Genomic DNA, 14,777 nt, shown 5'->3' with positions numbered 1-14,777 from the left:
GGTATGGAATTGCTGCGCCGCGGAAAAACGGGGCGTTGCAGTACAATCGCGCTTTAGTTGACGACAGGCGCACCGTCCCCGTGCGCCGCATGCCGCGGTCCCGCCCATGAATGCCCCACTCGTGCTCGACGCCAAGCTCGCCGCGCAGGACGCTCCTCCGCGCCTGCGCGAGATCCCCTATAACTACACCTCCTTTTCAGACCGCGAGATCGTGATCCGCCTGCTGGGCGAGGAGGCCTGGCGGATCCTGGACGAACTGCGGGGCGAGCGCCGCACCGGCCGTTCGGCGCGGATGCTCTACGAGGTGCTGGGCGACATCTGGGTGGTCCGCCGCAATCCGTATCTGCAGGACGACCTGCTGGAGAACCCGAAGCGCCGCGAGATGCTGATCTCCGCGCTGCACCACCGGCTCGCCGAGATCGAGAAGCGCCGCGCCGCCGATCGCGCGGAGCATGCCGAGCCGGCCGCCGAGGACCGCTCGCACCGGGTCGAGCAGCTGGTCACCTTCGCCCGGCAGGCCATCGAGGAATTCAAGCGCGAGTTCACCGACGCCTACGACCTGCGCAAGCGCGCGTTGCGCGTGCTGGGCCGCGTCACGCAGAAGGACAACATCAAGTTCGACGGGCTCTCGCGCGTGTCGCACGTGACCGACGCCACCGACTGGCGCGTCGAATATCCGTTCGTGGTGCTGACCCCCGACAGCGAGGAAGAGATCGCCGGGCTGGTCAAGGGCTGCTTCGAACTGGGCCTGACCATCATTCCGCGCGGAGGCGGCACCGGCTATACCGGCGGCGCCGTGCCGCTGACACCGTTGTCGGCCGTCATCAATACCGAGAAGCTCGAACAGCTGGGTCCGGTCGAGGAGACCGACCTGCCGGGCGTGCAGGGCAAGGTCGCGACGATCTTCTCCGGCGCCGGCGTGGTGACGCGCCGCGTCGCCGATGCGGCCGACAAGGCGGGCCTCGTCTTCGCGGTCGATCCGACCTCGATCGACGCGTCGTGCATCGGCGGCAACGTCGCGATGAACGCCGGCGGCAAGAAGGCCGTGCTGTGGGGCACCGCGCTGGACAACCTGGCCTGGTGGCGCATGGTGGATCCGGAGGGCAACTGGCTCGAGGTCACGCGCCTGGACCACAACCTGGGCAAGATCCACGACGTGCCGGTGGCCACCTTCGAGCTCAAGTGGTTCGACGGCAACCGCGCCCCGGGCGAGAAGCTGCTGCGCAGCGAGACGCTGGCGATCGAGGGCCGCAAGTTCCGCAAGGAAGGGCTGGGCAAGGACGTCACCGACAAGTTCCTGGCCGGCCTGCCGGGCGTGCAGAAGGAAGGCTGCGACGGCATCATCACCAGCGCGCGCTGGATCCTGCATCGGATGCCGCGCCATATCCGCACGGTCTGCCTGGAGTTCTTCGGCCAGGCGCGCGACGCGATCCCGAGCATCGTCGAGATCAAGGACTTCCTCGATATCGAGTCGAAGACGCCGGGCGGCGCGATCCTCGCCGGCCTCGAGCATCTGGACGAGCGCTATCTGCGCGCGGTCGGCTACGCCACCAAGAGCAAGCGCAATGCCTTCCCGAAGATGGTGCTGATCGGCGACATCGTCGGCGACGACGAGAACGCGGTCGCGCGCGCCACCTCGGAAGTCATCCGCATGGCCAACGGCAAGAGCGGCGAGGGCTTCGTCGCGATCAGCCCGGAGGCGCGCAAGAAGTTCTGGCTCGACCGTTCGCGCACCGCCGCCATCGCCCGCCACACCAACGCCTTCAAGATCAACGAAGACGTGGTGATCCCGCTGAACCGGATGGGCGAATACACCGACGGCATCGAGCGCATCAATATCGAGCTGTCGATCAAGAACAAGCTCAAGCTCGCCGACGAGCTGGAGAGCTTCTTCGCGCGCGGCAACCTGCCGCTGGGCCGCAGCGACGACGCCAACGAAATCCCCAGCGCCGAACTGCTGGAGGACCGCGTGCAGCAGGCGCTGACGCTGCTGCGCGACGTGCGCGCGCGCTGGATGTACCTGCGCGACAACCTCGACACGCCGCTGACGCAGGCGCGCGCCGCGCTGATCGGCCATGGCCTGGGCCTGCTGGGCCAGGCCTTCGAGGCGCGCCTGGCGCAGCAGCCCGATGCCGCGGTGTTCCACCTGCTGCAGGACCGCACCATCCGCGTGTCGTGGAAGAACGAGCTGCGCGCCGAGCTGCGCAAGATCTTCAACGGCGGCGAGTTCAAGCCGATCCTCGACGAGGCGCAGAAGATCCACAAGCAGGTGCTGCGCGGCCGCGTCTTCGTCGCGCTGCACATGCACGCCGGCGACGGCAACGTGCACACCAACATCCCGGTCAACTCCGACGACTACGACATGCTGCAGGACGCCCACAAGGCGGTGGCCCGCATCATGGCGCTGGCGCGCTCGCTCGACGGCGTGATTTCCGGCGAGCACGGCATCGGCATCACCAAGCTCGAGTTCCTGACCGAGGAAGAGATCGGCGACTTCCGCCAGTACAAGCAGCGCGTCGATCCGCAGGGCCGCTTCAACAAGGGCAAGCTGCTGCCGGGCGCCGATCTGCGCAATGCCTACACGCCGTCGTTCGGCCTGATGGGGCACGAGTCGCTGATCATGCAGCAGAGCGACATCGGCGCGATCGCCGACAGTGTCAAGGACTGTCTGCGCTGCGGCAAGTGCAAGCCGGTGTGCGCCACGCACGTGCCGCGCGCCAACCTGCTGTACAGCCCGCGCAACAAGATCCTGGCCACCTCGCTGCTGATCGAGGCCTTCCTGTACGAGGAGCAGACCCGCCGCGGCGTGTCGATCAAGCACTGGGACGAGTTCTCCGACGTGGCCGACCACTGCACCGTCTGCCACAAGTGCGTGACGCCGTGCCCGGTCAAGATCGACTTCGGCGACGTGTCGATGAACATGCGCAACCTGCTGCGCAAGATGGGGCAGAAAAAGTTCAACCCCGGCACCGCGGCGGCGATGTTCTTCCTGAACGCGACCAACCCGCAGACCATCAACATGACCCGCAAGGTCATGATGGACTGGGGCTACAAGGCCCAGCGCGCCGGCAACGAGCTGATGAAGACGCTGGCGCGCAAGCAGACCGCGCATCCGCCCGCCACGGTCGGCAAGCCGCCGGTGCGCGAGCAGGTGATCCACTTCGTCAACAAGAAGATGCCGGGCAACCTGCCCAAGAAGACCGCGCGCGCGCTGCTCGATATCGAAGACAACGAGATCGTGCCGATCATCCGCAATCCGAAGGCCACCTCGGTCGAGAGCGAGGCGGTGTTCTACTTCCCGGGCTGCGGCTCGGAGCGGCTGTTCTCGCAGGTGGGTCTCGCCACGCAGGCGATGCTGTGGCACGTCGGCGTGCAGACCGTGCTGCCGCCGGGCTATCTGTGCTGCGGCTATCCGCAGCGCGGCACCGGCCAGTTCGACAAGGCCGAGAAGATCGTCACCGACAACCGCGTGCTGTTCCACCGGGTCGCCAATACGCTGAACTACCTCGACATCAAGACGGTGGTGGTCAGCTGCGGCACCTGCTACGACCAGCTCGCCGGCTATGAATTCGAGAAGATCTTCCCGGGCTGCCGCATCATCGACATCCACGAATACCTGCTCGAGAAGGGCGTCAAGCTCGAGGGCGTGACCGGGGCGCGCTACATGTACCACGACCCCTGCCACACGCCGATCAAGACGATGGACCCGACCAGGCTGGTCAACCAGCTGATGGGCGGCAACGGCGAGGCCGGCAGCATCGAGAAGAACGAGCGCTGCTGCGGGGAATCGGGCACGCTGGCGGTGACCCGTCCGGACGTGTCGACGCAGGTCCGCTTCCGCAAGGAAGAGGAAATGCGCAAGGGCGCCGGCAAGCTGCGCGCCGACGGCTTCGACGGCGACGTCAAGATCCTGACCAGCTGCCCGTCGTGCCTGCAGGGCCTGTCGCGCTACAACGAGGATGCCTCGGTGCAGGCGGACTACATCGTGGTCGAGATGGCGCGCCATCTGCTGGGCGAGAACTGGATGCCCGACTACGTCGCCGCGGCCAACGCGGGCGGCATCGAGCGGGTCCTGGTGTGAGGACCCGGCCATGAGCGCGGCGGAGCAGGGCGCGGCCCGCGTGACGGGCTGCCCGCTGTGCGAAGGGGAGGGAGGCGAGCTGGCCTGGCAGGATCCGGGCCGGCGCGCCCGCGTGATCCTGGTCGAGCACGAGCGCTTTCCCGGCTTCTGCCGCGTGGTCTGGCAGGACCACGTGGCCGAGCAGACCGATCTGTCCGATGCCGACCAGGCCTGGCTGATGCGGCTGGTGGCCCGCGTCGAACGCACCGTGCGCGACGCGATGGCGCCCGACAAGGTCAACCTGGCCGCCTTCGGCAACATGGTGCCGCACCTGCACTGGCACATCATCCCGCGCTATCGCTGGGACACCCACTTTCCCGAGGCGGTCTGGGCCGCGCCGCAGCGCGAGCGCGACGCGAGCCGCATCGAGGCGCTGCAGGCGCGGCTGCCGGCCTTGCGCGCGGCGCTGGCCGCGTTGCGGGCCGACTGACGCCGATCCCGACTGACGCCGATCCCGCATCGCGCTCCGGTCGCCCCGGCCGTCAACCCGGCCGTCAACCCGACGCGCCGCCAATGCGCTCAATAGGGATGTCTGCCCCGCGGGCGTGGAACCCGGCCGGGGCGGGCGCCGTCTGATGCCTGATCCGGCTGGATAGGCCGATGACGCCGTTTCCGCCAATTCCGCCGCTCCCGTTTTCCCCTTCGCCGACCCGACTTCATGTCCACGCCCACCACCGCTACCGTGCCCGGTCCCGCCGTTCCGGCCCGCGAGCTGCAGATCCAGAGCCGCCTGCGCTTTCGCGCGACCTGGGCGCTGATCAAGCCCTACTGGAAATCCGAGGACCGCAAGGCCGGCCTCGGGCTGTTGCTGCTGCTGGTCGCGCTGAACCTGGGCATCGTCTACATCAACGTGCTGCTCAACGAGTGGAACCGCGTGTTCTACAACGCGCTGGAGCAGCGCGACTACGCCTCGTTCAAGGAGCTGCTGCTGCGGTTCAGCATGATCGCGGCCTGCTTCATCGTCGCCGCGATCTTCCGCCAGTACTACACGATGATGCTGCAGATGCGCTGGCGGACCTGGATGACCAACCAGTTCCTCGGCAAGTGGCTGGCCTGGCAGGCCTACTACCGCATCGAGCAGACCCACGCCACCGACAACCCCGACCAGCGGCTGGCCGATGACCTGCGGCTGTTTACCGACGGCGCGCTGTCGCTGTCGCTCGGCCTGCTCAATTCGGTGGTCACGCTGGTGTCCTTCGTCGGCATCCTGTGGGCGGTGTCCGGGCCGATCAGCTTCGCGCTGGGCGGCACGACGATGACGATCCCCGGCTACATGGTCTGGTTCGCCGGCGGCTACGCGGTGCTCGGCTCGCTGCTGACGCACTGGATCGGCCGGCCGCTGATCGGCCTGAATTTCCAGCAGGAGCAATACGAGGCGAACTTCCGTTTCTCGCTGGTGCGGCTGCGCGAAAACGCGGAGCCGGTCGCGCTCTATCGCGGCGAGCCCACCGAGCAGGCCGGGCTGCGCGCGCGCTTCGAGCAGATCCGCGTCAACTGGAACCAGCTGATGTTCTATACGCGGCGGCTGACCTTCATCAGCTCGGGCTACGGCCAGTTCGCCATCATCTTCCCGATCCTGGTGGCCGCGCCGCGCTATTTCGCCGGCAAGATGACGCTGGGCGGGCTGATGCAGATGTCGACCGCCTTCGGCCAGGTGCAGGGCGCGCTGTCGTGGTTCGTCGACAACTACGCGACGCTGGTCGGCTGGAAGGCCGCGTCGAACCGCCTGATCGATTTCCAGCACGCGATTCGCGAGGCCCAGCGGCAGGAGCGCCTGCACGACGGCGAGCACGACATCCAGGTCAACGTCGGCGAGGCGCACGCGGGCGGGCGCGACCGCATCGAGATCGACGCGCTGGCGCTGGCCCTTCCGGTCCTGTCCGGCCCCGGCCTGCCGGTGGTCAAGCGGCCGCTGGTGTCGGCGTTCTCGCTGACGATCGAGCGCGGCGAGCGCTGGCTGGTGACCGGTCCGTCGGGCTGCGGCAAGAGCGTGCTGTTCCGCGCGCTGGCCGGCATCTGGCCATACGGCAGCGGCTCGGTGGCGATGCCGGCGGCGTCGCGCACGTTGTTCCTGCCCCAGCGCAGTTATCTGCCGGTCGGCACGCTGGCCGACGCGCTGGCCTATCCGCAGGCCGGCGACGCGCATCCGGCCGAGGCGCTGCGCGACGCGCTGCGCCAGGCCCAGCTCGGCGCGCTCGCCAACCAGCTGGACGTGTTCGACAACTGGGCGCTGCGGCTGTCGCCCGGCGAGCAGCAGCGGCTGGCGTTCGCCCGCGCGCTGCTGTGCAAGCCCGATTTCCTGTTCCTCGACGAGGCCACCAGCGCGCTCGACGAGGAAACCGAGCGCGCCATGTACCAGCTGATGGTCGACGCGCTGCCCGGCGCGGCAATCGTCAGCATCGCGCACCGCAGCACGGTCGCGGCCTTCCACAATCGCCGCCTGCGCTATCTGCCGGAGCGCGAGACCTTGCAGTCCGATGGCGCGGCCGATGGCGTGGCGACCGAGGCCGGCGTGCCCCGGCCGGCGCTGGAAGATGGGCAAGGCGGGTCGCGTGCGGTAAGCTATCGGGTCGTACAAGAAGCGTGAACTCGGCGTGAGTCCCGACCCGGGGCCCGGGTTCGCGCCAACACGGCTGGCGCCGACAATCATGGCAGGACTGGAAAAAGATACCCCGCACCCCACCGCGCTGACGGTCCATACGCAATCGCGCGTGCTGGAAATCGGCTTCGACAATGGCGCCAGCTTCCGGCTGCCGTTCGAGTACCTGCGGGTCTATTCGCCGTCCGCCGAGGTGCAGGGCCACGGCCCGGGCCAGGAAGTGCTGCAGACCGGCAAGCGCGACGTCAACGTGACCGCGGTCGAGCCGGTCGGCAACTACGCGATCCTGATCCGCTTCTCCGACGGCCACGACAGCGGCATCTATTCCTGGGATCTGCTGTACCGCCTCGGCGCCGAGCAGGAGGCGCTGTGGCAGGACTACCTGCGGCGGCTCGAGGCCGCCGGCGCCGATCGCGACACGCCGATGCCGCCCGCCGCGGCGCACGGCCACGGCTGCGGCCACCACTGAGCCGGCCGGTCCCCACCGACTCCCCTGGATTTCTGGAGCCAGCGATGAGCGAAACCCACTTCGGGTTCGAGAAGGTCGACGAGACCGAGAAGGCCGGCAAGGTTGCCGGCGTGTTCCATTCGGTCGCGTCGAAGTACGACCTGATGAACGACCTGATGTCGGGCGGCATGCACCGGCTGTGGAAGCTGTTCACGATCGCCCAGGCGGGCGTGCGGCCGGGCCACAAGGTGCTCGACATCGCCGGCGGCACCGGCGACCTGGCCAAGGCATTCGCCCGCCAGGCCGGCCCGACCGGCGAGGTCTGGCTGACCGACATCAACGAATCGATGCTGCGCGTCGGCCGCGACCGGCTGCTGAACGACGGCATCGTGACGCCGACCTGCCTGTGCGACGCCGAGCGGATCCCGTTTCCGGACAATCACTTCGACCTGGTCACCGTGGCCTTCGGCCTGCGCAACATGACCCACAAGGACCGCGCGCTGGCCGAGATGCGGCGCGTGACGAAGCCTGGGGGCAAGGTCATGGTGCTGGAGTTCTCCAAGGTCTGGAAGCCGCTGGAAAAGGCGTACGATGTCTATTCGTTCAAGGTGCTGCCCTGGCTGGGCCAGCGCGTCGCGGGCGACGCCCACAGCTACCGGTATCTCGCCGAGTCGATCCGCATGCACCCCGACCAGGGGTCGCTTGTGCGGTTGATGGAACAAGCGGGCCTCGAGAACGTCGAATACTTCAACCTGACGGCAGGCGTGGTCGCCTTGCATGTCGGCCGTAAGTACTGAATCAGCGCCGATTGCGGCGCAATAAAAGGGGATAACAAATCATGTCCACGATTCGCGGAAAATTCCTGGCGGGGTCGCTGGCCGGCATGCTGGCCTTCGGGATGGTGTTCGATGCGGAGGCCAAGCGCATGGGCGGCTCCCGCAGCTTCGGCAAGCAGTCGTCCAACGTGACCCAGCAGCGCCAGCAGGCGCCGCAGACGCCGGCCCAGCAGCAGGCTCAGCAACCGGCCCAGCAGGCGGCGCCGGCGACCGCCGGAGCCGGCGCCGCGACGGCCGCCGCGCCCCGCCGCAACTGGGGCGGCATCCTCGGCGGCATCGCCGCCGGCCTGGGTATCGGCTGGCTGCTGTCGCACTTCGGCCTGGGCGGCGCCGCGCTGACCTTCCTGTCCAACCTGATCCTGATCGCGCTGATCGCCATGGTCGCCATCTGGCTGATCCGCAAGTTCCGCGGCGGCGCCAAGCGCCCGCAGCCGGCCTACGCCGGCGCTGGCGCTGCACCCGGTGCAGGCCGTACCGACCTGAACCGCGGCGCCTTCGATCGCGGCCAGGAGCCGATGATGCGCGAGCCCGTGCTGCAGCCCTCGGCGCAGCCTGCCGCGCAACCGGCCCTGCAACCGGCCGGGGTGGCGCAGTCGCAAGGCGTGCAGCCCTGGGGCGTGCCGGCGGACTTCGATACCGAAGCCTTCCTGCGCAACGCCAAGGTCTACTTCGTGCGCCTGCAGGCCGCCTGGGACGCCGGCAATCTCGACGACATCCGCGAATTCACCACGCCGGAAATGTTTGCCGAGATCAAGATGGACCTGGGCGATCGCGGCGCGCAAAGCAACCACACCGACGTGGTCACGCTGGACGCGACGCTGCTCGGCATCGAGTCCACCGACAACCAGCATGTGGCGAGCGTGCGCTTCAGCGGCATGATCCGCGAGAACGAGGGCGAGGCGGCCCAGCCGTTCGCCGAAGTGTGGAACCTGGCCAAGCCGGCCAGCGGCGCCGGCGGCTGGGTGCTGGCCGGGATCCAGCAGGAATCCTGAGTCCGCGGCTGAGCCGCTGGTCGAGCCAGTCTCCGGGCGCGGCGTGATGTGCCCGGCGCTGGCTTAGAATGGAGGCCCACGCGCCAACGCGCGTGGGCCTTTTTCATTGGCGCCGGCCTGGCCGGCGTGGTCCGCCCCATCACGCCATGAACACTCTTCCGTCCGCGCTGGCCGGCCCCATCGTCGCCGCGCTCAATCATCTGCTGGAACAGGAACCGTGGGCGCGCAAGCTGCTGACGCCCTATGCCGGCCGCGTGATCGGCTTCGATGCCGCCGCCTTTGCGATGGCCCTGCGGATCGACGCGCAGGGCCTGGTGGCGCTGGCCGCCGCCGACGCGCCGCCGCCCGCGGTGACCATCACCGTGCCGCTGCAGCAATGGCCGCTGGTGGTGGCCGACGTCGCCGCCGGCGGGCAGGCCGCCGCGATGCGGCATGTGCGTCTGGAGGGCGATGCCGAGCTGGCCAATACCGTGTCGACGCTGGCGCGCAGCCTGCGCTGGGATGCCGCGGAGGATCTGGCGCGGGCCTTGCGTGCCGTGATGGGCGGCACCGTCGGCGACAGCGTCGCGCAGCGGCTGGTGGACGGCGCGCAGCAGGCCCATGCCGGCGCGCTGCGGGTCGGGCGGGCGCTGGTCGAGAACGTGACCGAATACCTGCTGGACGAACAGCCGACGCTGGTCCGCCATGCCGCGCTGGACGATTTCCGCGCCGACGTGGCCGCGTTGCGCGACGATCTGGCCCGGCTGGAAAAGCGCCTGGAGCGGCTGGAGCGCGGCACGGGTGCTGGCTCCGGCGCTGGCACCGGTACCGGCCCCGCCCGGCTGCCGTCCGCGCATCGCTGAACCGGAGCCACCGGGCCAACCGCGCCGACCGCGGAACCGCTGACGAGAATCCCGCCTGCCGGCGGCAAGGACGCGCAACAGCGCGCCCCGATCCGGCCGGCTTACCAACAAGACCTGCATGACCCGTTTCCTGCGCCTCTGCAAGATCGCCTTTGTCATCTTCTATTACGGCCTGGACGAGCTGGTGCTGTCCGGTTTCCAGAACCGGCATATCCGCCTGCTGGTCAGGGTCATCACGATCGGCCGCCGGCTCGATACCGTGCCGCGCGGCGTGCGGCTGCGGCTGGCGCTGACGCGGCTGGGGCCGATCTTCGTCAAGTTCGGCCAGGTGCTGTCGACCCGGCGCGACCTGCTGCCGGCCGACATCGCCGATGAACTGGCGCTGCTGCAGGACCAGGTGCCGCCGTTCGATCCGGCCGTCGCGGTCGCCATCATCGAGCGCTCGCTGGGCCGGCCGCTGACCCAGCTGTTCGAGACCTTCGAATACCAGCCGGTCGCCAGCGCGTCGATCGCGCAGGTGCACTTCGCCACGCTGAAGGCCGGCACGCACCGCGGCCGCGAGGTAGCGGTCAAGGTGCTGCGCCCCGGCATGCTGCCGGTGATCGACAGCGACCTGGCGCTGATGCGCGACGTCGCGATCTGGATCGAGCGGGTCTCGGCCGACGGCAAGCGGCTCAAGCCGCGCGAGGTGGTCGCCGAGTTCGACAAGTACCTGCACGACGAGCTGGACCTGATGATCGAGGCGGCCAACGCCAGCCAGCTGCGCCGCAATTTCCAGGACACCGAACTGCTGCTGGTGCCCGAAGTGTTCTGGGACTTCTGCAGCAGCGAGGTGTTCGTGATGGAGCGGATGCACGGCATCCCGATCTCGCGCACGGAATCGCTGAAGGCCGCCGGGGTCGACCTGCACCGGCTGGCGGAGGAGGGCGTCGAGATCTTCTTCACCCAGGTGTTCCGCGACGGCTTCTTCCACGCCGACATGCACCCCGGCAACATCCTGGTATCGGTGCAGCCCGAGACCTTCGGCCGCTATATCGCGCTGGACTTCGGCATCGTCGGCGCGCTGTCGGAGTTCGACAAGAACTACCTGGCGCAGAACTTCATTGCCTTCTTCCGCCGCGACTACCACCGCGTCGCGCTGCTGCACGTGGAATCGGGCTGGGTGCCGCCGCAGACCCGGGTCGAGGAGCTCGAGAGCGCGGTGCGCGCCTGCTGCGAGCCGTACTTCGACAAGCCGCTGAAGGAAATCTCGCTGGGCATGGTGCTGATGCGGCTGTTCCAGACCTCGCGCCGCTTCAACGTCGAGATCCAGCCGCAGCTGGTGCTGCTGCAGAAGACGCTGCTCAATATCGAGGGGCTCGGCCGGCAATTGGATCCGGACCTGGACCTGTGGAAGACCGCCAAGCCCTACCTGGAACGCTGGATGCACGAGCAGGTCGGCTGGCGCGGCGCCTGGGAACGCATCCAGGTCGAGGCGCCGCAGTGGGCCAAGATGCTGCCCGACTTTCCCCGCCTGGCCCACCAGTTCCTGGAGCGCCGCGCGCTGGTCAACAACAGCCAGCAGGACCGCCTGCTGGCCGCGCTGGTGGTCGAGCAGCGCCGCACCAACCGGATGCTGGCGATCGGGCTGCTGCTGGGCGGCGCCGTGACCATCGCGCTGGTGCTGACGCAGCTGGCGGACTGGTTCGGTTGAGGGTTTGGCCGGGGTTGGCCTGGCTGCCGGCTGGCCCGATGTTGACCCGATGGTGGCCCGATGTTGACCCGCCGTTGGCCGACGGTTTGGCCTATATCGGCCGCTGACCCTGTGCGGGCCGATGCCCCGCCCGGCTGCCAATTTTTTTGGCACAACGGGCTTGTATCGTCGCTTGCATCGCTATAATCCGCGTCTTGATTCGGCTACGACCGCAGGCCAGTGCTCCTCCCAGGGCACCCGATCCGCCACCCACGCGGCCCCGACCGATGAATTGGACTGCGGACGCGCGCACCTTGCCGCCGTCCGCCATTCGGTTTCTTGGCCCCTGGGCTCTTTGGGATAGGGCAGCAGCATGCTGATCTGGTTTGTCATCATCTACTGGGTAATCTCGGTCGGCATCGGCCTGTGGGCCGCGCTGCGCGTGCGCAACACGACCGATTTCGCCGTGGCCGGCCGCAGCCTGCCGTTCTACGTGGTCACCGCGACCGTGTTCGCGACCTGGTTCGGCTCCGAGACGGTGCTCGGCATTCCGGCGGTATTCCTGAAGGAGGGGCTGTCCGGCGTCGTCTCCGACCCGTTCGGCTCGTCGCTGTGCCTGATCCTGGTCGGCCTGTTCTTCGCCCGTCCGCTGTACCGGATGAACCTGCTGACGATCGGCGACTACTATCACAACCGCTATGGGCGCCTGGCCGAGATCCTGACCACGCTGTGCATCGTGGTGTCCTACCTGGGCTGGGTCGCGGCGCAGATCAAGGCGCTGGGGCTGGTGTTCTATACGGTGTCGGACGGCGCCCTGTCGCAGGACGCCGGCATGATGATCGGCGCCGCCAGCGTGCTGGTCTACACGCTGTTCGGCGGCATGTGGTCGGTGGCGATCACCGACTTCATCCAGATGATCATCATCGTGATCGGCATGCTGTATATCGGCTACGAGGTCAGCGGCCAGGCCGGCGGCGTGTCGGCGGTGGTGTCGCACGCGGCCGCGGCGGGCAAGTTCGAGTTCCTGCCGGAGCTCGACCTGATCCAGATCATCGGCTTTGCCGCCGCGCTGTCGACGATGATGCTCGGCTCGATCCCGCAGCAGGACGTGTTCCAGCGCGTCACGTCGTCACGCACCGAGCAGATCGCCGGCCGCGCCTCTGTGCTGGGCGGCGTGCTGTACTTCTGCTTCGCCTTCATCCCGATGTTCCTGGCGTACTCGGCCACGCTGATCGATCCGGCGATGGTGCAGCGCTATATCAATACCGATTCGCAGCTGATCCTGCCGACGCTGATCCTGGACCACGCGCCGCTGTTCGCCCAGGTGATGTTCTTCGGCGCGCTGCTGTCGGCGATCAAGAGCTGCGCGTCGGCCACGCTGCTGGCGCCGTCGGTGACGTTCGCCGAGAACATCCTGCGGCCGTATTTCCGCCATCTCGACGACAGGCGCTTCCTGCGGGTGATGCAGGCGGTCGTGCTGGTGTTTACCGTCCTGGTCACGCTGTTCGCGCTGAACTCGCACCTGTCGATCTTCCACATGGTCGAGAATGCCTACAAGGTCACGCTGGTGTCGTCGTTCGTGCCGCTGGCCTTCGGCCTGTTCTGGAAGCGCGCCACGCGCCAGGGCGGCCTGGCGGCGATCCTGCTGGGCCTGAGCTCGTGGCTGGTCTGCGAGATCCTGTTCTCCGAGGCCGCGGTGCCGCCGCAGATGGTCGGCCTGCTGTTCTCGCTGGGCGGCATGCTGGTCGGCTCGCTGCTGCCGCAATGGATCGGCGACCGCCCGCCGGTCAAGGAAGTGCATATCGCGTGATCGCGGCGCGAAAGGGCTGGCGCACGCCAATCCGGGCTGAACAATCCGGGCTGAAGCGAGGCGCTGAACCCGGGCGATTTCGGAGCGGATTCGCGGCAAATCCGGGGCCGATCCGAGTCGAATCCGGGGCCCATCTGCCGCCAATCCGGCGTCGATCCGGCCGAATCCCCTCAATCGGCCGGTCTGCGCCCCAGGCAGGCCGCTTTTCCGGCGGCAACGGCGCCCAAACGGTTTATAATTCAAGGCTTTGCATGGCCGGACGGTGGCGGGCGACAGCCCGGAACGCCGCGCCGGCCGCGCGCGTTGATTTCCTTTGATTTTTTGTTGACCCCTTTGTTGACCCCCGTTGTTGACCCAATGGGGATCTCCCGGAGAGCCACGATGCCGATCTATGCCTACCGTTGCGACGCCTGCGGCCATGGGCGCGATGTGCTGCAGAAAATGAGCGATGCCCCGCTCACCGACTGCCCATCCTGCAATACGGCGGGGGCCTTCAAGAAACAGCTGACCGCGGCCGGTTTCCAGCTCAAGGGTTCGGGCTGGTATGTGACCGACTTCCGCGGCGGCAACACCAACAACGGCGCCAGCACCGGCGCCAGCTCGGGCGCGGGCAGCACCGGCGACGCCGGCGCCGCCAAGCCGGCCGAGACGTCGGCCTCCGCCAGCGCGGCGCCCGCGGCCGGCGGCTGCGGCAGCGCCTGCGCCTGCCACTGAACCAGGAAGGAACGTGGCAACCAACAAGAAAACTTCCGCACTGAAGACCTGGTTCCTGACCGGCCTGCTGGTGCTGGTCCCGCTGGGCATCACGCTGTGGGTGCTCAGCCTGATCATCGGCACGATGGACCAGAGCCTCGCGCTGCTGCCCGAGGCCTGGCAGTTCGACCGCCAGCTGTTCGGCATGCGCGTGCCCGGCCTGGGCGCGATCCTGACGCTGCTGTTCATCCTGCTGGTCGGCGTGCTGACGCACAACTTCATCGGCCAGCGCCTGGTGCGCTGGTGGGAAGCGCTGCTGCACCATATCCCGGTGGTGGGACCGATCTATTCCAGCGTCAAGCAGGTCTCGGACACGCTGCTGTCCTCGTCCGGCAACGCCTTCCGCAAGGCGCTGCTGGTGCAGTACCCGCGCGAGGGCTCGTGGACCATCGCCTTCCTGACCGGCCGGCCCGGCGGCGACGTGCAGAACCACCTGCAGGGCGAATACGTCAGCGTCTACGTGCCCACCACGCCGAATCCGACCTCGGGCTTCTTCCTGATGATGCCCAAGGCCGACACCATCGAGCTCGACATGACCGTCGATGCCGCCCTGAAGTACATCGTGTCGATGGGCGTGGTCGCGCCGGCCGAGCTGCCGCGCAAGGCCGCGCCGAGCCGAGCCCCCGCCGCCGCTGCCGCCGGCGCCTCCGCCGCCGACCCATCGCACTCCAATTGACCGCGGGCCGCCCGAGCGCGGCCGCGCCT

At 68.2% G+C, this 14,777-nt stretch carries 11 protein-coding genes; all 11 read left to right on the top strand.

Annotated features, from left to right (window positions below):
* Positions 1-106 precede the first annotated feature (106 nt).
* The 11 genes from K7G19_RS18785 to K7G19_RS18735 all read left to right on the top strand — a co-directional run bounded on the left by K7G19_RS18785 (position 107) and on the right by K7G19_RS18735 (position 14,748).
* A complete protein-coding gene (locus tag K7G19_RS18785) occupies positions 107-4,081 on the top strand; it encodes an FAD/FMN-binding oxidoreductase (protein ID WP_150084479.1) in 3,975 nt (1,324 codons plus the stop codon).
* A gap of 10 nt (positions 4,082-4,091) precedes the next feature.
* Positions 4,092-4,550 carry an HIT family protein gene (locus K7G19_RS18780; RefSeq protein ID WP_226108539.1) on the top strand — a complete coding sequence of 153 codons (459 nt, stop codon included), beginning with the start codon at positions 4,092-4,094 and terminating at the stop codon, positions 4,548-4,550.
* A gap of 228 nt (positions 4,551-4,778) precedes the next feature.
* Entirely contained in the window at positions 4,779-6,707 is a 1,929-nt protein-coding gene (locus tag K7G19_RS18775) for an ABC transporter ATP-binding protein/permease (protein ID WP_149320276.1), read from the top strand.
* A gap of 61 nt (positions 6,708-6,768) precedes the next feature.
* The gene (locus tag K7G19_RS18770; RefSeq protein WP_149320275.1) at positions 6,769-7,188 is read left to right on the top strand and encodes a gamma-butyrobetaine hydroxylase-like domain-containing protein; all 420 of its coding nucleotides are present in this window, start codon (positions 6,769-6,771) and stop codon (positions 7,186-7,188) included.
* Between the two features lie 44 nt (positions 7,189-7,232).
* A complete protein-coding gene (gene ubiE / locus K7G19_RS18765; protein ID WP_149320274.1) occupies positions 7,233-7,964 on the top strand; it encodes a bifunctional demethylmenaquinone methyltransferase/2-methoxy-6-polyprenyl-1,4-benzoquinol methylase UbiE in 732 nt (243 codons plus the stop codon).
* Between the two features lie 41 nt (positions 7,965-8,005).
* Complete coding sequence (locus tag K7G19_RS18760) at positions 8,006-8,995, top strand: Tim44 domain-containing protein (RefSeq protein ID WP_149320273.1); 990 nt, start codon at positions 8,006-8,008, stop codon at positions 8,993-8,995.
* Between the two features lie 146 nt (positions 8,996-9,141).
* On the top strand, positions 9,142-9,837 hold the full coding sequence (locus tag K7G19_RS18755) for an SCP2 domain-containing protein (RefSeq protein WP_226108537.1): 696 nt from the start codon (positions 9,142-9,144) through the stop codon (positions 9,835-9,837).
* A 118-nt stretch (positions 9,838-9,955) separates the two neighbouring features.
* Positions 9,956-11,530, top strand: a complete 1,575-nt coding sequence (ubiB, locus tag K7G19_RS18750) for a ubiquinone biosynthesis regulatory protein kinase UbiB (RefSeq protein ID WP_150084475.1) — start codon at positions 9,956-9,958, stop codon at positions 11,528-11,530.
* Between the two features lie 352 nt (positions 11,531-11,882).
* Positions 11,883-13,319, top strand: coding sequence for a sodium:solute symporter family protein (locus tag K7G19_RS18745; RefSeq protein ID WP_226108535.1), 1,437 nt, complete (start codon positions 11,883-11,885; stop codon positions 13,317-13,319).
* Between the two features lie 381 nt (positions 13,320-13,700).
* Positions 13,701-14,033, top strand: a complete 333-nt coding sequence (locus K7G19_RS18740) for an FmdB family zinc ribbon protein (RefSeq protein ID WP_149317643.1) — start codon at positions 13,701-13,703, stop codon at positions 14,031-14,033.
* A gap of 13 nt (positions 14,034-14,046) precedes the next feature.
* Positions 14,047-14,748 carry a DUF502 domain-containing protein gene (locus tag K7G19_RS18735; RefSeq protein WP_149317644.1) on the top strand — a complete coding sequence of 234 codons (702 nt, stop codon included), beginning with the start codon at positions 14,047-14,049 and terminating at the stop codon, positions 14,746-14,748.
* The last annotated feature ends 29 nt before the right edge of the window (positions 14,749-14,777 follow it).

Source organism: Cupriavidus sp. DB3, assembly GCF_020418465.1.
In the GTDB taxonomy this organism is placed as follows: Bacteria; Pseudomonadota; Gammaproteobacteria; order Burkholderiales; family Burkholderiaceae; genus Cupriavidus; species Cupriavidus cauae.
This window is presented reverse-complemented; position numbering and strand designations above follow the sequence as displayed.

Bases quoted from the DNA above. Each gene is read 5' to 3' on its own strand.
- K7G19_RS18775 (WP_149320276.1), top strand. From the start codon at position 4,779: ATGTCCACGCCCACCACCGCTACCGTGCCCGGTCCCGCCGTTCCGGCC.
- K7G19_RS18770 (WP_149320275.1), top strand. From the start codon at position 6,769: ATGGCAGGACTGGAAAAAGATACCCCGCACCCCACCGCGCTGACGGTC.
- K7G19_RS18755 (WP_226108537.1), top strand. From the start codon at position 9,142: ATGAACACTCTTCCGTCCGCGCTGGCCGGCCCCATCGTCGCCGCGCTC.
- K7G19_RS18785 (WP_150084479.1), top strand. From the start codon at position 107: ATGAATGCCCCACTCGTGCTCGACGCCAAGCTCGCCGCGCAGGACGCT.
- K7G19_RS18740 (WP_149317643.1), top strand. From the start codon at position 13,701: ATGCCGATCTATGCCTACCGTTGCGACGCCTGCGGCCATGGGCGCGAT.
- ubiE (WP_149320274.1), top strand. From the start codon at position 7,233: ATGAGCGAAACCCACTTCGGGTTCGAGAAGGTCGACGAGACCGAGAAG.
- ubiB (WP_150084475.1), top strand. From the start codon at position 9,956: ATGACCCGTTTCCTGCGCCTCTGCAAGATCGCCTTTGTCATCTTCTAT.
- K7G19_RS18745 (WP_226108535.1), top strand. From the start codon at position 11,883: ATGCTGATCTGGTTTGTCATCATCTACTGGGTAATCTCGGTCGGCATC.
- K7G19_RS18760 (WP_149320273.1), top strand. From the start codon at position 8,006: ATGTCCACGATTCGCGGAAAATTCCTGGCGGGGTCGCTGGCCGGCATG.
- K7G19_RS18780 (WP_226108539.1), top strand. From the start codon at position 4,092: ATGAGCGCGGCGGAGCAGGGCGCGGCCCGCGTGACGGGCTGCCCGCTG.